An 18,551-nucleotide genomic window follows, 5' to 3' on the forward strand; every position below is an offset into this window, starting at 1 on the left:
GCGCCGGTCGGCCGTCTCAGGACTCGCCGATGAGCGACGGCGTCGGCGATCAACGGCGTCGGCGAGGTACGCGCCGAAGGTTGACGCCGACCCGGCCGTGCGGCGGTTCAGTCCAGGCGGAGGAATTCGGCGAGGGCGGCCAGTTCCTCCGGTGTGTCCGGGAGGTATTCCGTGAGCAGTGGCGAGCGGATGACGATCGCCTTCCACATCGCGCGGCACAGCGTCGCGTGGATCACGGTGCGCGACAGCAGCGCTCGCATGCCGAACGGTGCGTCGGCGGGCGTGGAGGTGGTCATCGAGAGCAGGACGACGGCGGCTTCCCGACCGCGGAACCGGTCCGGGGTGCCGACGAGCACATCCTCGATCTTGGCACGCGCCAACAGGGTTCGGATGCGCGCGACCTGCGCCGCGTAGGGCGCGACGACGAACACGTCGTGCGGGTGCAGCTTGCGGGCGCGCCCGCCGGAGGTCCAGGTCTCGCCGAGCAGGGCACGCACGCGGCGCACCACCTCGCGCGCCTCGGCGTCGGATTCGGTGGCACTGCCGCGATGTTCGACGAGCACGGTGCTCACGCCCGGCGCGATCCCGGCCAGATCCCGGGCCAGGGTGATGGTCTCGCTGGCCCGCAGCCTGCCGTCGTAGCAGCTCGCCGACACCGGCTCGCAGACCGCGGGATGCATTCGCCAGGTGCGGTCGAGGAAGTAGCCGCGCTCGGCGGGCAGGGTGGCCGCGCCCTCGCACAGCCAGTCCAGCGCCGAGACCTGCACCGGTTCCGGGTGCGCGGCTTGCGCCCGCGCGGGCACCGGATCACCGATCAGCAGCAGATTGCGCGCGCTCACCGCGACGGCGACGGTATCGGCCAGCGAGCTCGCGCCCGCGTCGGCGATCACCAGCAGGTCCAGCGCGCCGGGCGCGATCAGCGTCTCGTCGACGAAATCAGCCGTGGAGCCACCGATCACGCACCCGTTGACCGCGTTGTCGAGGAACCGCGGATACCGCGCGGCGTCGATCGCCGACCACTCCGGACCGACCGAGGCGACGTCCTTCTTGGCCACCAGCTCGGGCAGCAGCCCGGCCTCCACGACCGCGTCGAAGATCCGCTCGATCACCGCGTGCGACTGCGCGACCACGCCGATCCGCCACTTGTGCCGGGTGACGAGCCGTTCGATCGCGCGGCCCGTAATGCCGGTCTTGCCGGTGCCGGGCGGGCCGTGCACGGCCAGATAGGAGGCGTCCAGCGCGCCCACCGCGCTCGCCAGGGCGGCGGCGATATCGCCGTGCACCTGCGGCAGATCCAACCCGTCGCGCAGGCGGGGCGCGCGGCGCAGCAGCAGGTCGTAGACGGCGTTCTCGGGCACCTCGGGCAGGGTGACGAGCAGGTCCTGCGCGGTGAGCTCCAGTGCCGCTTCGATTTCGGCCTCGCCGTCGGGCGGGCCGGGGGCGATCGCGGCGGGCAGGTCGTCGTAGGGCGGGCAGCCTTCGGGCAGCAGCTCCTCGAGCCGGACGGTGTCGTCGAAGTTGGGGTCGACCGCGCAACCGAGCACGGTGGCCGTCGCCGTGGCGCGGCGGCCGAGGGTCTGGGTCATGCCCGCCGCGGCGGCGCCGTCGTAGATGGTGACCATCTGGGTGCCCGGGGTGAGGGTCGCGCCGGTGCCGAGCCTGCCGGTGAGCGTCAGGTAGCGGCGCATCGTCGGAAGTTGCGGTGTGCGGTGCCATTTGGTGTCGACGGTGCCCCACTCCGCCACGAGCACGCCGGGCGCGTCGGCCCATTCGCCGACGGGGTGGCCGAGCCGGTCGATGTGGGCCCACCAGCGCGGCTGACGTTCCCGACGGTGATAGCCGAGAATCGCGGCGGTCAGCGCCGCGGCGCGCGCGGCGTCGCCCGCGGCCACGGCGGCGAACTCGGTCAGCGCGGCCTCCAGCGAACCGGGCCGCAACGACGGCGGCATGTCGGCCTCCGCGACGGCGAACCTGGTCCCCGGCACCTCGATACCCGCGTCGTCGGCACGTGCCAGCAGCCAGTCCCGCAGGGCAAGCACGGTGGTGGCCCGACCCTCCACGGCCGGGAACAACCCGGCCAGACCCGCGATGTCATAGGACTGTTCGCCGATCAGCAGCGCCGTGCGCACGATGGGCGCGAGATCGAACAGCGCGCCGTCGGCCAGTAACTCGTCGAGCAGGTCGGCCCCGGTACCGTGGCGGCCCGCCCAGTCGAGCAGCGCGGTCCGCACGGCCGAACCGTAGTGGTACACGCGCACATCCGGGTCGATCGCACGGTGCTCACCGATGATGTCGAGCAGCTCGTCGAGCGCGACGCCCGCCGCGGCGGGCGTCGCGTTGGTGGCGGTGAGGTCGTGCGCTGCGGCTGTCACGTCGGCGCGCTCGCCGGGCCGGCGACGCGCCTCGGACAGGTCGGTGGCAGGCACCGCGCCGCGGTAGACAACGGACATCGCATCGGACAGTTCGACGGTGGTGACGGCGCCGTGCTGGTCCACGTCGACGATCAGCGCGAGATCGCCCTGGCTGGGGGCGGGTAGGGCGCCGAGGGCGGCGGCGTCGCGCAGGGCGAAGGCGGGTTCGCCGGTGTGCTCGCGCTCCAGCTGGATCTCGGCCTGGCGGCGCAGGGCGGTCACGGTGCGCGGGGCGAGGCCGGTGACCGGGGTCGTCGTGGTGGCGAGGCGGTCGATCGTCAGGACGCCCGCCTCGCGGAGCCGGGCGCGCTGGGTGGGGCGGATTCCCGCCACCAGCAACAGGTCCCGGGCGGTGGACGCGGCGACCCGGCAGGTCGCGCACCGTCCGCACGCGAGGTAGCGGGGGTCGCCCCACTGGACCGGCAGCAGTTCGGTCAGCTTCTCCTCGACGATCCGCTCCACCCGCGCCCGGCGGGCCGGATACACGCGCGCGAGCTCCTCGGTCCGGGTCCGCTGGACACCCGCCGCCGTCCACAGATACGCCGACGGGTCGACCCGCACGCCCGCCTCGGCGAGTGCGGCGGCGCAGGCCGCGAACGCGAGCCGCGCCCGCAGTGCCTCTCGCACCCCCTCGGCTTCGGACGCCCCGACCGCGGCAGTGGCCCGCTCGAAGGGCGTACGCCCGGCGGCCAACTCACGCCGCAACGCCCGGAAGTCCGCCGCGGGCAAGGAAACCGGCGCCTCGAGAACCTCGGGTGCACCGGAATCCACGGTCTCGAACTCACCCGCATCCGTCGGCACACCACGGTCGTCGGTCCCCGGCGCCGGGGCGGCACCTCGATCACCGGTCCCGCCGACAACCCCTGGCACCGGGCCCGAGCGCAGCGCGGCGGGCACGCCGACCGATGCGGACCCGACGGCGCTGTGTTGCGTGTAGTGCCCGGTGTCCGGATCGCGGATCAGTACCTCGGCGCCGCAGGCGAATCGGCCGTCGAAGAAGACCGCGCCGAGGATGGCGGGCGCGCCGTCGCGCAGGGCCGCCGCGGTGTGGTCGGCGGCGGTGGTGAGGGCGGCGATCCGGGCGGCGGGGGTGGCGCCGGGGATCTCGGGCGACGGGATGCGGATCAGGGTGTCGCCGAAGTGCCGCAGCAACTCCGGCGCCACCTCGGCGGCGCGCACGACGGGGACAGCGGCGTCCGGCACGCCGGGGAGGTTGCCGATGGCCGCGTCCAGGGCGCGAAGCAGCGCGAACTCACAGCCCGCCGCGCGCACGAGATCGCCGACGGCACCGATCACCCGATCACCGGACACGAACAAACGCGGCCCTCCTGTGTTCACGCACACCCGACGGCAAACACCTTAACCAGCGCCGCGGGCGACCAGGGCGCTACCCGCGGACATGTCGAGCAGTTGCCACGGGTGTGACCTCGCCGGGTCCGGCGAGCGCCCCCGGCGTCAGAACCGCGGCTTGCGCCGTTCGGTCCGCGGACGCGCGTCACGATCGCGGCGCGGGCCCCGCGAGGCCAGCCGCTGCGCGGGCGGGCCCTGATCGGGCTGCAGCTGGATCAGCACGCCGCTGATCCTGGTGCGGCGCAAGGCTTCCAGCGTCTCGTGCGGCAGGTCGGCGGGCAGCTCGACGAGGCTGTAATCGGGCCGGATGCTGATGTGCCCGAAGTCGCTGCGGCGCAGCCCACCCTCGTTGGCGATGGCGCCGACGATCGCGCCCGGCACCACGCGGTGCCGCTTGCCGACGCTGATCCGGTAGGTCGCCAGCTCCTGGCCGCTCTCGCGGGAGAACGACGGGCCGCGGGGGGCGCGGTCCTCGTCGTCGAAGCGGCGCGGGGCGCGCTCCCGATCCCGATCCCGGTCCCGATCGCGCTCACGACGCGGCGCGGGCTCCGGCTCGGGCTCCATGAAGAAGTTGTCGCCGTCGAAGCCGCCGACGGCCAGCGCGGCCGCGATGTCGACCAGCGGCGTGTTGTGCTCGGCCTCGTAGTCCTCGATCAGCTTGCGGAACAGCGCCACGTTGTCCGAGGACAGGTTCTCGGTGATCATGTCGCCGAACTTGGAGACGCGGGTCGCGTTGACGTCGTCGACGCTGGGCAGCTGCATCTCGATCAGCGGATGCCGGGTGGCGCGCTCGATCGACTTGAGCAGATGCCGCTCGCGCGGCGCCACGAACAGCAGCGCCTGACCCGAGCGGCCCGCGCGGCCGGTGCGGCCGATGCGGTGCACGTAGGACTCGGTGTCGTGCGGGATGTCGTAGTTCACGACGTGCGAGATGCGGTCCACGTCGAGACCGCGGGCGGCCACGTCGGTGGCGACCAGGATGTCGAGCGCGCCCGACTTCAGCTGGCCGATGGTGCGCTCACGCTGGTTCTGCGCGATGTCACCGTTGATCGCCGCGGCGGAGAAACCACGCGAGCGCAGCTTCTCGGCCAGCTCCTCGGTGGCCTGCTTGGTGCGGACGAAGATGATCATCGCCTCGAAGTCCTCGACCTCGAGAACGCGGGTGAGGGCATCGAGCTTGCGCTGATGCGACACCTGCACGTAGCGCTGGGTGATGTTGGTGTTGGTCTGGGTCTTGGACTTGACCGTGATCTCGACCGGCTCGTTCAGGTACTGCTTGGAGATCTTGCGGATCGCGCCCGGCATGGTCGCCGAGAACAGCGCGACCTGCTTGTCGTTGGGCGTATCGCGCAGGATGCGCTCCACGTCCTCCTGGAAGCCCATCTTGAGCATCTCGTCGGCCTCGTCGAGCACCAGGTAGCGCAGCTGGGTCAGATCCAGCGTGCCCTTCTCCAGGTGATCGATCACGCGGCCGGGCGTACCGACGACCACGTGCGCGCCGCGGCGCAGACCCGACAGCTGCACGCCGTAGCTCTGCCCACCGTAGATCGGCAGCACGTGCAGACCGGGAATGTGCGCGGAGTACTTGCCGAAGGCCTCGGCGACCTGAATGGCAAGCTCACGGGTAGGGGCCAGCACCAGCGCGCTCGGCTTCTTCTGGGCGGTGTCCAGACCCATCAGGATCGGGATCGCGAAGGCAGCGGTCTTGCCGGTGCCGGTCTGGGCGAGGCCGACCACATCCGCGCCGGACAGCAGCGGGGGAATCGTCGCCGCCTGGATCGGGGACGGCGACTCGTAGCCCACGTCGGCGATGGCCGCGAGGACGCGGTCATCGATCCCGAGATCGGCGAATGTCGGGCCTTCTTCGTGCCTGTCGTCGTCGGCAGGAACGCTGTCGACCTCATTGGTACTCATTGACCAGCAGTTTACTGCCTGACGGTAGCTGTCCCGGCCACCGGGTGAATACGGTGAGACCTATGCAACTGCAGAACGGGTCAGCGCATCAGGAACCGGCACCGGACGCGGTGCCGATCGCGGTCGTCCAATTCGCTCCCCAGACCGACCCGACCGCCAATCTCGCGGCCCTGCGCGAGCACCTCCGCACGGCCGCCGAGGCGGGCGCGAAGGTGGTCCTCGCCCCCGAATACTCGATGTTTGCGGTGACCCGGCTGGACGAGCGGGTGGTGGCGGTCGCCGAGCCGCTCGACGGCCCGTTCACCACCGGACTGAGCGCGCTCGCAGCCGAATTCGGGGTGTATCTGATCGCCGGTGTGGTCGAGCGGACGGCGCCGGCGGCGACCACGATCAGCAATACGCTCGTCGTCCACGGGCCCGACGGTGCGCGCGTCGCGGTGTACCGGAAAGTCCATCTCTACGACGCGTTCGGGCATCTGGAATCGGATGTCGTCGAGGCCGGTCCGCTCGTCGCGCCCGCCACCTTCACCGTCGACGGTGTGATATTCGGCATGCAGACCTGTTTCGATCTCCGTTTCCCGGAGGGTTGTCGGCGTGTCGCGGCGGCGGGCGCGCAGGTGCTGCTGCTGCCCGCGCAGTGGATTCCCGGCCCGGCGAAGGTCGACCAGTGGACCACGTTGCTGCGGGCCCGCGCGATCGAGAACACCATCTACGTGGCGGCCGCCGATCAGTGCCTGCCGCGCGGGGCGGGCGCGTCGATGATCGTCGACCCGGCGGGTGTGGTGCTGGCCGAGCTGGGTGATGAGCCCGGCGTGCTCACCGCCTCGATCGATCCGGCGCATCTGGCCCGGGTCCGCACCGCCAACCCGAGCCTGTCGCTGCGCCGGTTCGCCATCACCGAGCGCGTATCGCCGGAGCTCGCCGCGGAGTAGCGTTCAAGACGTGGTCTACCCCGATCGGGCAGCGGCGGGCCGCGTCCTCGGCAAAGCCCTGGAGCACCTGCGGGCCCCGCGCCCACTGGTGCTCGGGCTGCCCCGCGGCGGTGTCCCGGTGGCGGCCGGGGTGTGCGCGGTCATCGGCGGCGAGCTCGACATCCTGCTGGTCCGCAAGCTGGGTCTGCCCTGGCAGCCGGAACTGGCGATGGGCGCGCTCGGCGAGGGCGGCGTGCTGGTGGTCAATCGCGATGTCGTCGAGCGCAGCGGGGTGACGCAGGAGGCGTTCGACGAGGTCGAGCGGGCCGAGCGGATCGAGCTGGCGCGCAGGCAGCGCGAGTTGCGCACCGGTGACCCGGTCCCGCTCGCCGGGCGGGTGGTGGTGATCGTCGACGACGGCATGGCGACCGGTGCGACCGTGGTGGCCGCGTGCCGGGTGGCCAGGGCCGGGCATCCGGATCGGGTCGTGGTCGCGATGCCGGTGTCCTCGCCCGAGGCCGCGCGGCGGGTGCGCCGCGAGTGCGACGAGCTGATCTGCCTGTGGACCCCGGCCGATCTCGGCGGGGTCGGGATGGCCTATCGCGATTTCCACCAGCTCGCCGACGACGAGGTGCGCGAGTTACTGACCGATCAGCCGAAGCACTGACCTTCGCCGCGATAGGTCGGCACGGTGGTGCGCGCGCCCGCTTCGTCGACCAGATGGATCCGGTCGAAGCGCTCGCACAGTTCGCCCGCCTTGGCGTGCCGGAACCAGACCCGATCGCCGATCTCGAGTTCGGCGCCACCGGCCAGCGGGGTCTGCACCTCCCCCGCGCCCTCGGCGCCGAGCAGCTTCAGGCCCGCCGGCCACACCGGCAGCGGCACCCGGCTCGGACCCGCCGGGCCGGAGGCGATGTAGCCGCCGGCGAAGACGGTGGCGATGCGCGGGGTGGGCTTGCGCAGCACCGGAGTCGCGAAGAACAGCGCGGGGCGCGGGGTGAACGAGCGGTAGTGGTCGAACAGGGTCGGCACGTACAGCCCGGAACCCGCGGTCACCTCGGTGACCTCCGGATCGCTGATCGAGACCTCGATCGAGCCGGTGCCGCCGCTGTTCACGATCTCCAGCGGACCGGTGACCATGCGCACCGCGTCGAGCACCCTGGCGCGCCTGCGGCCGATCTCGGCGGCGGACAACCGCTTGACCACCCGCACGGCGGGGTTGCTGTCGGGCAGGCCGGCGATCTGGGCCTCGTAGGTCATCACGCCGACCACGTCGAACCCGCGCCTGCGCGCCTCGGCGGCCAGCTCGGCGGCCTGATCGGGGCTGCGCACGGGCGAGCGGCGGGTGCCCAGGTGCAGCGGGCCGATCCGCAGGGCGGCGTCGACGTCGAGGCAGACCCGGGGATGGACCAGGTCGGTGCCGAGCGCGGCGCGGGTGAGTTCGAGCTGGGCGACGTCGTCGATCATCAGGGTGATCGCGGCCAGCAGATCGGGGGACGCGGCGAGTTCGGCCAGCGCGGCCCGGTCGGCGGTCGGGTAGCCGAGCAGGACGTCGCGGGCGCCGAGGCGGACCAGCCAGCCGGCCTCGCGCAGCGAATAGGCCATGATGCCCGCGAAGCCGCCCTGGGCGGTGAGTCCGTCGCCGAGCACGCGTTCGAGCACGGCGCGGCAGCGCACCGATTTGCTGGCGACCCGGACCGCGACACCGTTCGCGCGGCGGACCAGGTCGGCGGCGTTGGCGTCGAGTGCGGCGAGGTCGACCGCGGCCAGCGGCGGGTCGAGCTCGGCGGTCGACGCGTGCAGATGGTGCACCGATGTCGTCTGGGTCACTCGACTACTGAACCACCTATTTGGTCAGTCGTCCAGTATCGCGGGGATCAGACTTCGACGGCCTTGAGCGTCAGGCAGCCGACCAGGTCGTCGATGACCACCAGGGTGGTCTCGTCGTTACCGTCGGCGAGCCAGCGCAGCACCGCGCCGTAGAGCACCGAGACGATGTAGGTGGCGACCGAGTCGAGCGGCTCCAGCCACTGGGTACCCGAGAGCCGGGCGCACAGACCGAGGAAGGAGATGGCCTCGTCGTCCATCTGCCGGAACAGCGCGGTCGCGGTGGGATCACCGACGGACTCGCCAGTGGACGACCATCGTTGCCGCAGGGTCTGCAGCGCGGCGTCGTAGGCGGCGATCTGACGGTCGGGCTCGGCCTTCACCAGCGGCCAGTAGGCACTCATGCCCGCATGCAGCAGCACGCGCAGGCCCCGAACGCCGGTGGCGTCCGAGTTCGCGGCGGCTTGCTCCACGGCCTCACAGACGGCGGGCCGGAGCGATGTCTCGGTTAGTTCACGACTGGCGCTCAACGACAACTCCTCGGCAACAAATTTCGCTGCCCGCGGCGATGCGAGCGAGTGGAGAGACCGACCAGGTGCCGATCAATCTATCCAGCGAGCTCGATCTTAGAAGGTTTTCTGGATTCACGAACTGATTCAGCCACCCTTTTCAGACTGAAAGATTGTTTTGTTATCCGAATGCGACCTATTGTAAAACCGACCATACGGCTTGAATAGTTCACATTCGCCGCATCCGGCGCCCCTACGCCATCATCCGCGCACTGCCCGAGTCTACAGTCGTCGCAGGTCGTCCCCGTCGCCTGTGGGCGACGGCACAGTGGCACCCGGCGAAACGGACACCACACAGTGCGTGTCCGTTCCGCGAACTCCGGCGCGGCCGCGCCGGAACCGTCGATAACCTGGACGAGTGACTCTTTCCCCTCCTGCCGATCAGTTCGCGCTCAGTGGCACCTTCAATTTCCGCGATGTGGGCGGGCTGCGCACCACTGACGGCTCGACGATCCGGCCCGGCGTGCTGCTGCGCTCGGCCCAGTTGAGCGGTCTCGACGAGAAAGGGCACGACACCCTGCGCGGACTGCGCGTCACCGACGTGCACGATCTGCGCGGCCTGGTCGAGATCGACCACATCGGCCACGATCTCCTCCCCGAGGGCGTCCGGCTGCACGTCACCCCATTCGACTCGCGGATGGGCGAGGCGCCGCCGCACGAGGCCACGACGGTCTCGGCGCGCGCGCACATGATCGAGGTCTACCGGCAGTTCCCGGTGATGCCGGAAGCGCACAGCGCGATCACCCGGCTGGCCACCTCCGTCGCCGAGGGCGTCGGCGCGGCGCTGGTGCACTGCGCGGCGGGCAAGGACCGCACCGGCTGGGCGGTGGCCACGCTGCTGCGTGCGGTGGGCGTCACCGAGGACGACGTCTACACCGACTACCTGGCCAGCAATGCCGCCGTCGAACCGCTGCGGCGGCTGCTCGAGCCGAAGATCTCCCGCGGCGAGGCTCTGTCGGTCGACCTGCTCGGCGTCCACGAGGAATACCTGCGCACCGCCGACCGCACCGTGCACGAGACCTACGGCGACACCGAGAGCTACCTGAGCGCCATCGGACTGACCGGCACGCTGCGCGAGGCGCTGCACACCCGGCTGCGCTGAGCTACCCGGCCGCCGACGCTGAGCTACAGGCCACTGACCCGGCGCTGCCGCACCGGCAGCACCGCGCGGACCAGACCGTCGTCCTCGATGCTCACCAGATTGCCGGTGTGGAACCAGCTTCCGCTGAACCGGGCGACCGAGGCATCCGGATCGTTCCAGTAGCGCCTGCTGACATTCGGGCCGCGGCACAGCAATTCGCCGCGGCCCGCGCTCGCCTGCGGACCGGATAGTGCCAATTCCGTCCCGCCGAAAGCGAATCCGAGGGTGGATTGGGATCCGGCGAGTTCGGTGTCGTCGACCATCAGGCCGATGCCGCTGGTCTCCGTGGCGCCCCAGACCGACCACTGCCTGGCCGCCGGGAACAGGTCGCGCAGGGCCGCCGTCAGCGTGGCCGGGGCGGCCGCGGCGGCGCGTTCGGACCGGTGACAGGCCTTGCTGATCCGCCGCACACCCGCCCCCGCCTTGCGCGCGGCGAGTTCGGGAAGCAAGCCGGCGAAGATGCGCGGGGTACCCGAGACGGTGTCGATCCGTTCGGTGTCGAGCACGTCGGCGAGGCTGCGCGCACCCGGCGCGAGCACCACGGTGCCGCCGACGGCGAAGGTCGGCAGCAACTGGTCGACACAGCCGCTGGCATGCGCCAGCGGCAGCAGCACCAGGTTGCGCAGGCCCTCGGCGGGCAGATCGAGCGCGCCGATCACCGAGGACACCGCCGAGAGCAGGTTCTCATTGGTCAGCTCGACGCCGGTCGGCACCGGACGCCGGGCGGCGGTGCCGGTGTAGCAGAGCAGCGCCGGATCATCCAGTGCCGCACCGTCATCGATGTAGGCGGCGCTGTCGGGCAGCGGGCCGTCGGGGCCGAGCACGAAGTCAGCGCTGCTGTCGGTGATCACCCGTTCGGCCACCGCGGCGGGCAGCGAATCGGGGACCAGCACCGGGACGGCGCCGGAGAGCAGCGCGCCGAGGAACGCCTGCACCCAGCGGGCGCTCGTCGGCATGTGCACCGCGACACGGTCGCCGTAGCCGATGCCCCGGTCCTGTAGTCCACCGGCGATCCTGGAGGCGCTGTGCCACAGCTCGCGGTAGGTCAGGCGCGGCCCGCCCACCTCGACGACCGCCTCCCGGCCGGTGAATGCGTGCACCCGCAGGTCGAGCAGTTCGGTGAGGGCCGGGCTGAGGTCGCCGTAGCGCAGGATGCCGTCCGATCCCCTGGTCAGCCGCCCGGCCGCACCCTTGGCAGGGAACTCGATGATGGTCGCGCCCGGTTCGTGCTCGCTCTGACCCATCCGGACCTCCACGTACGTCGATGCAGCACCGCACCTGTGACTATATGACGTGGATCACACAGCTGTCAGGCACTCGGCGCGCTCATTCGCCGCGATAGGTCGCTTTACCCGGACCGATCTCGAGGAAACTGCGCACCGCGCCGCGCAGGTCGGCGGTCGCGAACAGCTCGCCCGAGATATCCGGCGTCACCGAATCCGCGTGTGCCACACCGCCGGAACGCCACGCCTCGATGATCTGCTTGGTGGCCGCGTGCGCGCGGGTCGGGCCAGCGGCCAGGCGGGCGACGAGCTCCAGCGCGGCGGTCTCGACATCGTCGTGCACCGCGTTGACCACGCCCCAGTCGGCCATCGTGGCGGCGTCGTAGAGGTCACCGGTCATCACGAACTCGCGAGCGCGGCCCGAACCGGCGCGTTCGGCCAGCCGCTGCGGGCCGCCCATCGACGGCGTCAGCCCGACGACGGTCTCGACCAGCCCGAACTTGGCCTTCGGCGCGGCCAGGATGAAGTCGCAGGCCAGGGCGATCTCGAAGGCCGCGGTGAGGGTGAGTCCGTGCGCGGCGAAGACCACCGGGCACGGCAGGGCCTCGATCGGGTGGATGATCTGGGCGAACAGGTCGTTCCACAGCCGGGCGCCCTCCTCGACGGTGAGCCCGTCGAAGATGTTCACGTCGACGCCACCCGAGACGACCTTGCCCTCGGCCCGGATCAGCACCGCGCGCGGCGGCTGTTTGCCCACCGCCGCGATATCGGCGATCAGCGAGTCGATGAGCCGGCGGTCGAACAGGTTCAGCGGCGGGTGGGCGATGGTGATCGTCGCGATCTCGGCACCGGCTGCGGTGAAGTCGCGGATCAGACGGGTCGGCTGCGTTGCGCTCATCCGGTCAGACTAGAACCAGCTCCGGGGCGAGGACCAGGGTGGAGATCGCGCCCACATCGTGGAACCAGCGGGGTGTCGGCGCTCGTTGGCATGATGAGCTGTCGGGGACCGCGGTGCCCTACAGTTCGTTTCGTCTCAGGCGATGAGGAGGACGACGCCGTGTTCAACAAAGCGATCGAGAAGGCCGTGGTCGATGTGCTCGACACCGGTTCGAAACTGCAGGCGCCCGCCGTGCGTCGCTACGTCGAATTCCTACGTGAACGCCATCCGGCCGAGAACCCCGCCCAGATCGTGGAGCGGCTGGAGAAGCAGTACCTGCTCGCCGTCACCGGCAGCGGCGCCGCGGTCGGCGCGACCGCCGCCGTCCCCGGGATCGGCACGCTGGCCGCGCTCGGCGCGATCAGCGCGGAGACCGCGTTCTTCATGGAGGCCTCGGCCCTGTTCACCCTCGCCGAGGCCTATGTGCACGGCATCGAGCCCCAGGACAAGGAAGCCCGGCGCGCGATGGTGCTCGCGGTCGTCCTCGGCGACGCGGGCATGGCCATCGTGCAGAAGGGGCTCGGCACGTCGTCCAAGAACTGGGCGGGCACGCTGGCCACCAAGGTCCCCGGCCTCTCCGCGATCAACAACAAGCTGCTGCAGCAGTTCATCAAGCGCTTCATCACCAAGCGCGCCGCGCTGATGGCGGGCAAGATCCTGCCCGCCGGCATCGGCGCCGCCATCGGTGGCGTGGGCAACCGGGCGCTGGGCAAGATGACGATCGACAACGCGCACAAGGCTTTCGGGCTGGCGCCCGCGTTCTGGCCGTCCCCGTTGCACCCGGTCATCGACGCCGATCCGCTGCCTGCCATCGACGCCGCCACGGCGAAGAAGCAGTGAGCGGGCGCCGCGGCGACGCTGTGCGACTGCGCGGTGTCGGCAAGCAGTTCGAGCTGGTCAGCGCCGTGCACGACGTCGGCTTCGCGGTGCCCACCGGTACGGTCACCGCGCTCGTCGGCCCCACCGGGGCGGGCAAGTCGACGGTGCTGCGGATGGTGCTCGGACTGCAGAAGCCGACCACGGGCACCGTCGAGATCGACGTGCCCGGCAGCGGTCCGGGCGCGGTCGGGGCGGTGCTGAGCCCGCGCGGACTGCATCCGGCCCGCACGGTCCACGACCATCTGCGCTGCTACGCGCCGGTCGCGAAGGCGTCGCGGCGGCGCGTCGACGCGGTGCTCGCCGAGACCGGGCTCGCCACGGTCGCCGATACCGTTGTCGCCCAGTTGCAGCCGGGTCAGCAGACCCGCCTGGCGCTGGGTACCGCGCTGCTGGCCGATCCCCCGCTGCTGGTCCTCGACGACCCGTTCACCGGCGCCGACCCGAGGGAGTGCGGCTGGCTGCACGAGCTGCTGCGCGGCCACATCGCCCGCGGCGGGACCGTGCTGGTCAGCGCCGACAAGCTGGCCGATGTGGTGGCGACGGCCGATCAGCTCGTCGTGCTGAGCGAGGGCGCGGTCGTCTGGCAGGGCACACCGGCCAAGCTGCGCCGCGGCCATCCCGACCGGCTGGTCGTGGCCGCCTCGCCGTCGATCGCGCTGGCCACCGCGCTGGCCGCGCGGGGCTACACCGACGCGGTGATGCGGCCCGACGGCAGGCTGGCCGTCGCCGAGGCGAGCGAGGCCACCATCCGCGCCGTCGCCGAGGCCGCGCAGGTGCGGATCGGCAGCATCGTCGCCGATCCGATCCACCCCGACCGGGTCCTCGCCTCGCTGACCAAGCCCCGCGGCCACCGGCACACCGTGCCCGCGCCGCAGGCGAATCCCGCCGCGTTCGCCCCGGCGCCGACCTCGTATGGGATGCCACGATGACCGCAGTGCTGCCCGCCGATCTCCTGCCCGGCATCGAATCCGAGGCGCGCAAGGTCGTCGCCGTGCGCCCGACCCGGCTGCTGCTCGGCGCGCCCGTGGCCCTCGCGCTGGTCGGCACGCTGATCACCGCGCTGATGTCCGGGCCCGCCGATCCGAAGGGGCAGCCCGCCACCGGTGCCGCGACCATCGGCCTGTATCTCGGGCTGGGCGCGGTGTTCGTGGTGGCGGCCCTGCTCGGCATCGCCGCCACCGGTGGTGAGTACCGGCGCCAGACCATGGCGCTGACCGCGCTGTTCGCACCCGACCGCGACCACCTGGCCACCGCGAAGTTCGCCACCACCGCCGCGTTCGCCTTCGCCGTGGCGCTGGCCGCCGAAGTGGCGAGTCTGCTGGCGTTGCTGGTGGCGGGCCGGGGCAAGTTCGCGTTCGGTTGGCAGTTGTTCGAGGTACTCGGGGCCGGTCTGCTGGTCGCCATGTGCTGGGCGGTGATCGGCGCGGGCCTCGGCCTGCTGCTGCGCACGGTCAGCGGCACGGTCTGGCTGCTGCTGGGCTGGGCCTTCATCCTGGAACCGCTGATCTGGGTGGTGGTCAAGGGCTTCGGCGCCGGTGGCTTCGCCACCCTGCTGCCGGTCTCGGCCACGGTGGCCGGGGTCAGCGCGGGCTCGTTCGCCGAAACCGAGGTCTTCGCGCCGACCCCGGCCGCCCTGGTCGTCCTGTTGCTGTGGACCGCCGCGATCGGCGCCGCGGGCTGGTGGGACCTGCGCACCCGCGACCTGTAGGCCCGGTGGCAGCCACCGAACCGGGCTGGATCCGCAGACTCTGGCGCCTGAGCCTGGGCCATCCCCGGCTGCTCGCGGGCATCACCGCCGCCGTACTGGCCGGTGCGGTGGTCTCGATCGCGGCGCCGCTGGCGACCAAGCGCGCCGTCGACGCGGCGGTCGCGGGCGACACGAAGGCCATCGGCAGTGCCGCGGCCCTGCTCGCCCTGCTCGCGGTCGGCCGGTTCGTCGTCACCTTCGCGCGCAGACTGTGGGCGGGCAAGCTGTCGCTGGAGGTGCAGCACAGCCTGCGGGTGTCGCTGCTCGCCGCGCTGCAACGGCTCGACGGCGCGGGCCAGGACGCGATCCGCACCGGCCAGGTCGTCTCGCGCTCGATCACCGATCTGCAACTGGTGCAGGGACTGCTGGCGATGGTCCCGTGGTCGGGCCTGGCGGTGCTGCAGTTCGTGCTCTCGGCGGTGGTGATGGTGTGGCTGAGCCCGCCGCTGGCACTGGCCGCGCTGCTGGTCGCGCCCGCCATGGCGGTGATCGTGTTGCGGCTGCGGCCGCGGCTCTACGCGGCGACCTGGTCGGCCCAGCAGCGCGCCGCCGACCTCGCCGAACACGTCGAGCAGACCGTCACCGGGGTGCGGGTGGTGAAGGGGTTCGGGCAGGAAGCCCGGATGGTCGACGTGCTCGAGGACCACAGCCGCCGCCTGTTCGCCGAGCGGCTCCGCGCCGCCAGGATCAACGCCAGGTTCGCGCCCGTGGTCTCGGCACTGCCGCAAGCCGGGCTGGTCGCGGTGATCATCGTCGGTGGCGTGCTGGCCCGGCACGGCGCGATCGGCGTCGGCACCTTCCTGGCGTTCACCGCCTACCTGGCCACCATGACGTCCTCGGCGCGCACGATCACCTCGGTGGTGATCATGGGCCAGCTCACCAAGGCCGCCGTCGACCGGGTCTTCCAGGTCATCGACGCCGCGCCGGTGCTGGTCGACCCCGACACGCCGATCACCCTGCCGACCGGCCCGCTCGGCATCGAATTCGACGCGGTGAGTTTCGGATTCGAGGCCGGTCAGCCGGTGCTCCAGGACCTCGATCTGAGCGTGCGGCCGGGCGAGACGGTCGCCGTCATCGGTCCGGCCGGATCGGGCAAGTCGACCCTGTCGCTGCTGCTGCCCCGCTTCTACGCGCCCGACGCGGGCCGGATCAGCCTGGTCGGCACCGACGGCACCCGGGTCGACCTGGCCGACCTGCGCGCCGACGAACTACGCGGCGCCCTCGGCGTGGTCTTCGACGATCCGTTCCTGTTCTCCGACACCATCGCCGCCAATATCGCCCTGGGCCGCCCCGGGGCCACCGACGCCGAGATCAGGGCCGCGGCGACGGCCGCCGCCGCTGACGAGTTCGTCGCCGAGCTCCCCGACGGCTACGACACCGTCATCGGCGAGCGCGGCCTCACCCTGTCCGGCGGGCAGCGCCAGCGCATCGCCCTGGCCAGGGCCCTGCTCACCCGGCCGCGCGTGCTCGTCCTCGACGACGCCACCTCCGCGGTCGACGCGGTCACCGAGGCGGAGATCTTCCGCAGGCTGCCCGACCCCGGTGGCCGGACGACGCTGATCCTGGCCCATCGCGAGTCCACCCTGGCCCAGGCCGACCGGATCATCCGGCTGCCCGCGCCCACCGGCTCCGCGGTGCCCGCCGCACCCTCGTTCACCACGAACCGCCCCGACGGCGGCCGCCCACGATCGATGGCCTCGGCGGCGACCGACCTGCGCGAGACGCCCGAACTACGCGCCGCGGTGGACGCGCTGCCCCCGGCCACCGAGCGACCCGGCCTGCCCGGCGACCTGCGCGCACCGCAGCCCGGGTTCGGCCTGCGCGCGCTGCTTCGCCCCGTGCGCGGTCTGGTCTGCGCGGTGATGTTGCTGCTGACCGTCGACGCGCTGATCGGGGTCGCCTTCCCGCCGCTGGTCCGCTACGCCATCGACACCGGTGTCACCGCGGGCGACGGCACCGCGCTCGCGATCGCGGGCGTCGTCGGGATCGGGCTGGTGCTGGCCGGGCTGGTCGTCGGCGCGGCCGTCACCGTGCTCACCGCGCGCACCGGCGAACGCGTGCTGTTCGGGCTGCGGGTGCGCAGCTACGCGCACTTGCAGCGTCTCGGCCTCGACTTCTACGAGCGCGAACTGTCCGGCCGGATCATGACCAGGATGACCACCGACGTCGACGCGCTCTCGACGTTCCTGCAGACCGGCGTCGCCACCGGCCTGGTCGGGCTGATCACCCTGGTCGGCGTGGCCATCGGCCTGGTCTTCATCGACGCGGGCTTGGCCCTGATCGTGCTGGCCACCGTGCCGCCGATGCTGCTGGCGACGCTGGCGTTCCGCCGGGTGTCCTCCTCGGCCTACACCGTCTCCCGCGAGCGGGTCTCCGTGGTCAACGCCGATTTCCAGGAGAACATCGCGGGCCTGCGCGCGGTGCAGGCCGCGCGCAACGAGCCGAGTGCCGCGCGCCGCTTCGCCGAGTACTCGCACCGCTACCGCGACGCCCGCATCCGCGCCCAGCGCGCCATCGCCGCCTACTTCTCGTTCGGGCTGGCCTGGGCCGATCTCGCCCTGGCCGCGGTGGTGTACCTGGGCGCGACCGCGGTCGCGCAGGGCCGGACCACGACCGGCACGCTCGTCGCCTTCGTGCTGTATCTGGGCCTGCTGTTCGGCCCGATCCAGGAGCTTTCGCAGGTGTTCGACGGCTACCAGCAGGCCAGGGTCGGCCTGCGCCGGATCGGCGACCTGCTGCGCACCGAGTCCTCGATCGCGGCCGATCCGCCGGACGCGGCGACCGTCGACCGGCTCGACGGCGAGATCGTCTTCGACGACGTACGCTTCCGCTATCCCGGCGCCAACACCCCCGCCCTCGACGGCGTCTCCTTCACCGTCCCCGCGGGCTCGACGCTCGCTCTCGTCGGCGCGACCGGCGCGGGCAAATCGACGATCGTGAAGCTGCTGGCCCGTCTCTACGACCTCCCGGACGACCCGGCGGCGGGCTCGATCCGCGTCGACGGCGTCGATTTACGTAAATTTGTGCTCACCGACTACCGCGGCCGGTTGGGAATTGTGCCCCAGGAAGCTCACCTGTTCACCGGTGACGTCGCCAGCAACATTGCATTCGGGCAACCTTTCGCCACGGCAGTGGACATCGGCACCGCGGCGGCCACCGTCGGCGCGGCGAAGATGATCGACGGATTACCGCAGAAAATGAACCAACCGGTCGGTGAAAGAGGGCGTGGATTATCCGCCGGACAGCGTCAGCTGATCGCGCTCGCGCGGGCCGAACTGGTCGATCCCGACCTGCTCCTGCTCGACGAGGCCACCTCCACCCTGGACCCGGAGACCGAGCAATCGGTCCTGGTAGCGAGCCGATCGCTGGCCCGCGGCCGGACCACCGTCGTGGTCGCGCACCGGCTGGCCACCGCGGCGCGGGCCGACCTCGTCGGCGTGGTCGAGCAGGGCCGGGTGGTGGAATTCGGCACGCCGCAGGAACTGCTGGCCCAGGGCGGACGTTACGCGCGACTCTGGGCGGCGGGTGCCGAAGCCGAGGGAATACTGTCGGCGCGTGACCGGTAGCAGCCGGGGAGATCGGGTCAGTCGCAACACGGGTATGCCGCTGGGCATATGCTCGGTGAGGGCGCATCGGCAGCCA

General features: G+C 71.7%; 13 protein-coding genes. 7 read left to right on the forward strand and 6 right to left on the reverse strand.

Features of this window, described 5'->3' with window-relative positions; translation table 11 throughout:
* Positions 1 to 107 precede the first annotated feature (107 nt).
* Together NV348_RS08415 and NV348_RS08420 are read right to left on the reverse strand one after the other, a co-directional pair.
* Entirely contained in the window at positions 108 to 3,722 is a 3,615-nt protein-coding gene (locus NV348_RS08415) for a bifunctional RecB family nuclease/DEAD/DEAH box helicase (RefSeq protein ID WP_447146513.1), read from the reverse strand.
* Positions 3,723 to 3,866: 144 nt separating this feature from the next.
* Positions 3,867 to 5,675 carry a DEAD/DEAH box helicase gene (locus tag NV348_RS08420; RefSeq protein WP_447146514.1) on the reverse strand — a complete coding sequence of 603 codons (1,809 nt, stop codon included), beginning with the start codon at positions 5,673 to 5,675 and terminating at the stop codon, positions 3,867 to 3,869.
* Between the two features lie 62 nt (positions 5,676 to 5,737).
* Between NV348_RS08420 and NV348_RS08425 the strand changes: the two genes are divergently transcribed.
* On the forward strand, positions 5,738 to 6,607 hold the full coding sequence (locus NV348_RS08425) for a carbon-nitrogen hydrolase family protein (RefSeq protein ID WP_447146515.1): 870 nt from the start codon (positions 5,738 to 5,740) through the stop codon (positions 6,605 to 6,607).
* Between the two features lie 10 nt (positions 6,608 to 6,617).
* Complete coding sequence (locus tag NV348_RS08430; RefSeq protein WP_447146516.1) at positions 6,618 to 7,253, forward strand: phosphoribosyltransferase; 636 nt, start codon at positions 6,618 to 6,620, stop codon at positions 7,251 to 7,253.
* On the opposite strand, the gene NV348_RS08435 is transcribed toward NV348_RS08430, so the two are convergent.
* Together NV348_RS08435 and NV348_RS08440 are read right to left on the reverse strand one after the other, a co-directional pair.
* Complete coding sequence (locus NV348_RS08435; RefSeq protein WP_447146517.1) at positions 7,238 to 8,416, reverse strand: alanine racemase; 1,179 nt, start codon at positions 8,414 to 8,416, stop codon at positions 7,238 to 7,240. The genes NV348_RS08430 and NV348_RS08435 overlap by 16 nt on opposite strands.
* A 47-nt stretch (positions 8,417 to 8,463) precedes the next feature.
* Positions 8,464 to 8,943: a TetR family transcriptional regulator gene (locus tag NV348_RS08440; RefSeq protein ID WP_447146518.1), complete on the reverse strand. Its 480-nt coding sequence runs from the start codon at positions 8,941 to 8,943 to the stop codon at positions 8,464 to 8,466.
* A 397-nt stretch (positions 8,944 to 9,340) separates the two neighbouring features.
* On the opposite strand from NV348_RS08440, the gene NV348_RS08445 reads away from it, so the two are divergent.
* Complete coding sequence (locus NV348_RS08445) at positions 9,341 to 10,084, forward strand: tyrosine-protein phosphatase (RefSeq protein WP_447146519.1); 744 nt, start codon at positions 9,341 to 9,343, stop codon at positions 10,082 to 10,084.
* A gap of 23 nt (positions 10,085 to 10,107) precedes the next feature.
* Here the strand turns inward: NV348_RS08445 and NV348_RS08450 are convergent, their stop codons facing one another.
* On the reverse strand, positions 10,108 to 11,367 hold the full coding sequence (locus NV348_RS08450; protein ID WP_447146520.1) for a class I adenylate-forming enzyme family protein: 1,260 nt from the start codon (positions 11,365 to 11,367) through the stop codon (positions 10,108 to 10,110).
* Positions 11,368 to 11,449: 82 nt separating this feature from the next.
* On the reverse strand, positions 11,450 to 12,244 hold the full coding sequence (locus NV348_RS08455; protein ID WP_447146521.1) for an enoyl-CoA hydratase/isomerase family protein: 795 nt from the start codon (positions 12,242 to 12,244) through the stop codon (positions 11,450 to 11,452).
* 159 nt (positions 12,245 to 12,403) lie between these two features.
* Between NV348_RS08455 and NV348_RS08460 the strand changes: the two genes are divergently transcribed.
* Genes NV348_RS08460 through NV348_RS08475 form a run of 4 tightly spaced genes read left to right on the forward strand, consistent with a single transcriptional unit; the run spans position 12,404 to position 18,475 of the window.
* Positions 12,404 to 13,123 (forward strand): hypothetical protein, encoded by a 720-nt coding sequence (locus NV348_RS08460; protein WP_447146522.1) that lies wholly within the window; start codon positions 12,404 to 12,406, stop codon positions 13,121 to 13,123.
* The gene (locus NV348_RS08465) at positions 13,120 to 14,091 is read left to right on the forward strand and encodes an ATP-binding cassette domain-containing protein (protein WP_447146523.1); all 972 of its coding nucleotides are present in this window, start codon (positions 13,120 to 13,122) and stop codon (positions 14,089 to 14,091) included. The genes NV348_RS08460 and NV348_RS08465 overlap by 4 nt, the downstream gene beginning before the upstream one ends.
* Positions 14,088 to 14,870, forward strand: a complete 783-nt coding sequence (locus NV348_RS08470; RefSeq protein WP_447146524.1) for an ABC transporter permease — start codon at positions 14,088 to 14,090, stop codon at positions 14,868 to 14,870. The genes NV348_RS08465 and NV348_RS08470 overlap by 4 nt, the downstream gene beginning before the upstream one ends.
* A 5-nt stretch (positions 14,871 to 14,875) precedes the next feature.
* A complete protein-coding gene (locus NV348_RS08475; protein ID WP_447146525.1) occupies positions 14,876 to 18,475 on the forward strand; it encodes an ABC transporter ATP-binding protein in 3,600 nt (1,199 codons plus the stop codon).
* Positions 18,476 to 18,551 lie beyond the last annotated feature (76 nt).

This window comes from Nocardia fodinahabitans (genome assembly GCF_052983615.1).

Bases quoted from the DNA above. Each gene is read 5' to 3' on its own strand.
- NV348_RS08425 (WP_447146515.1), top strand. From the start codon at position 5,738: ATGCAACTGCAGAACGGGTCAGCGCATCAGGAACCGGCACCGGACGCG.
- NV348_RS08450 (WP_447146520.1), bottom strand. From the start codon at position 11,367: ATGGGTCAGAGCGAGCACGAACCGGGCGCGACCATCATCGAGTTCCCT.
- NV348_RS08470 (WP_447146524.1), top strand. From the start codon at position 14,088: ATGACCGCAGTGCTGCCCGCCGATCTCCTGCCCGGCATCGAATCCGAG.
- NV348_RS08455 (WP_447146521.1), bottom strand. From the start codon at position 12,244: ATGAGCGCAACGCAGCCGACCCGTCTGATCCGCGACTTCACCGCAGCC.
- NV348_RS08420 (WP_447146514.1), bottom strand. From the start codon at position 5,675: ATGAGTACCAATGAGGTCGACAGCGTTCCTGCCGACGACGACAGGCAC.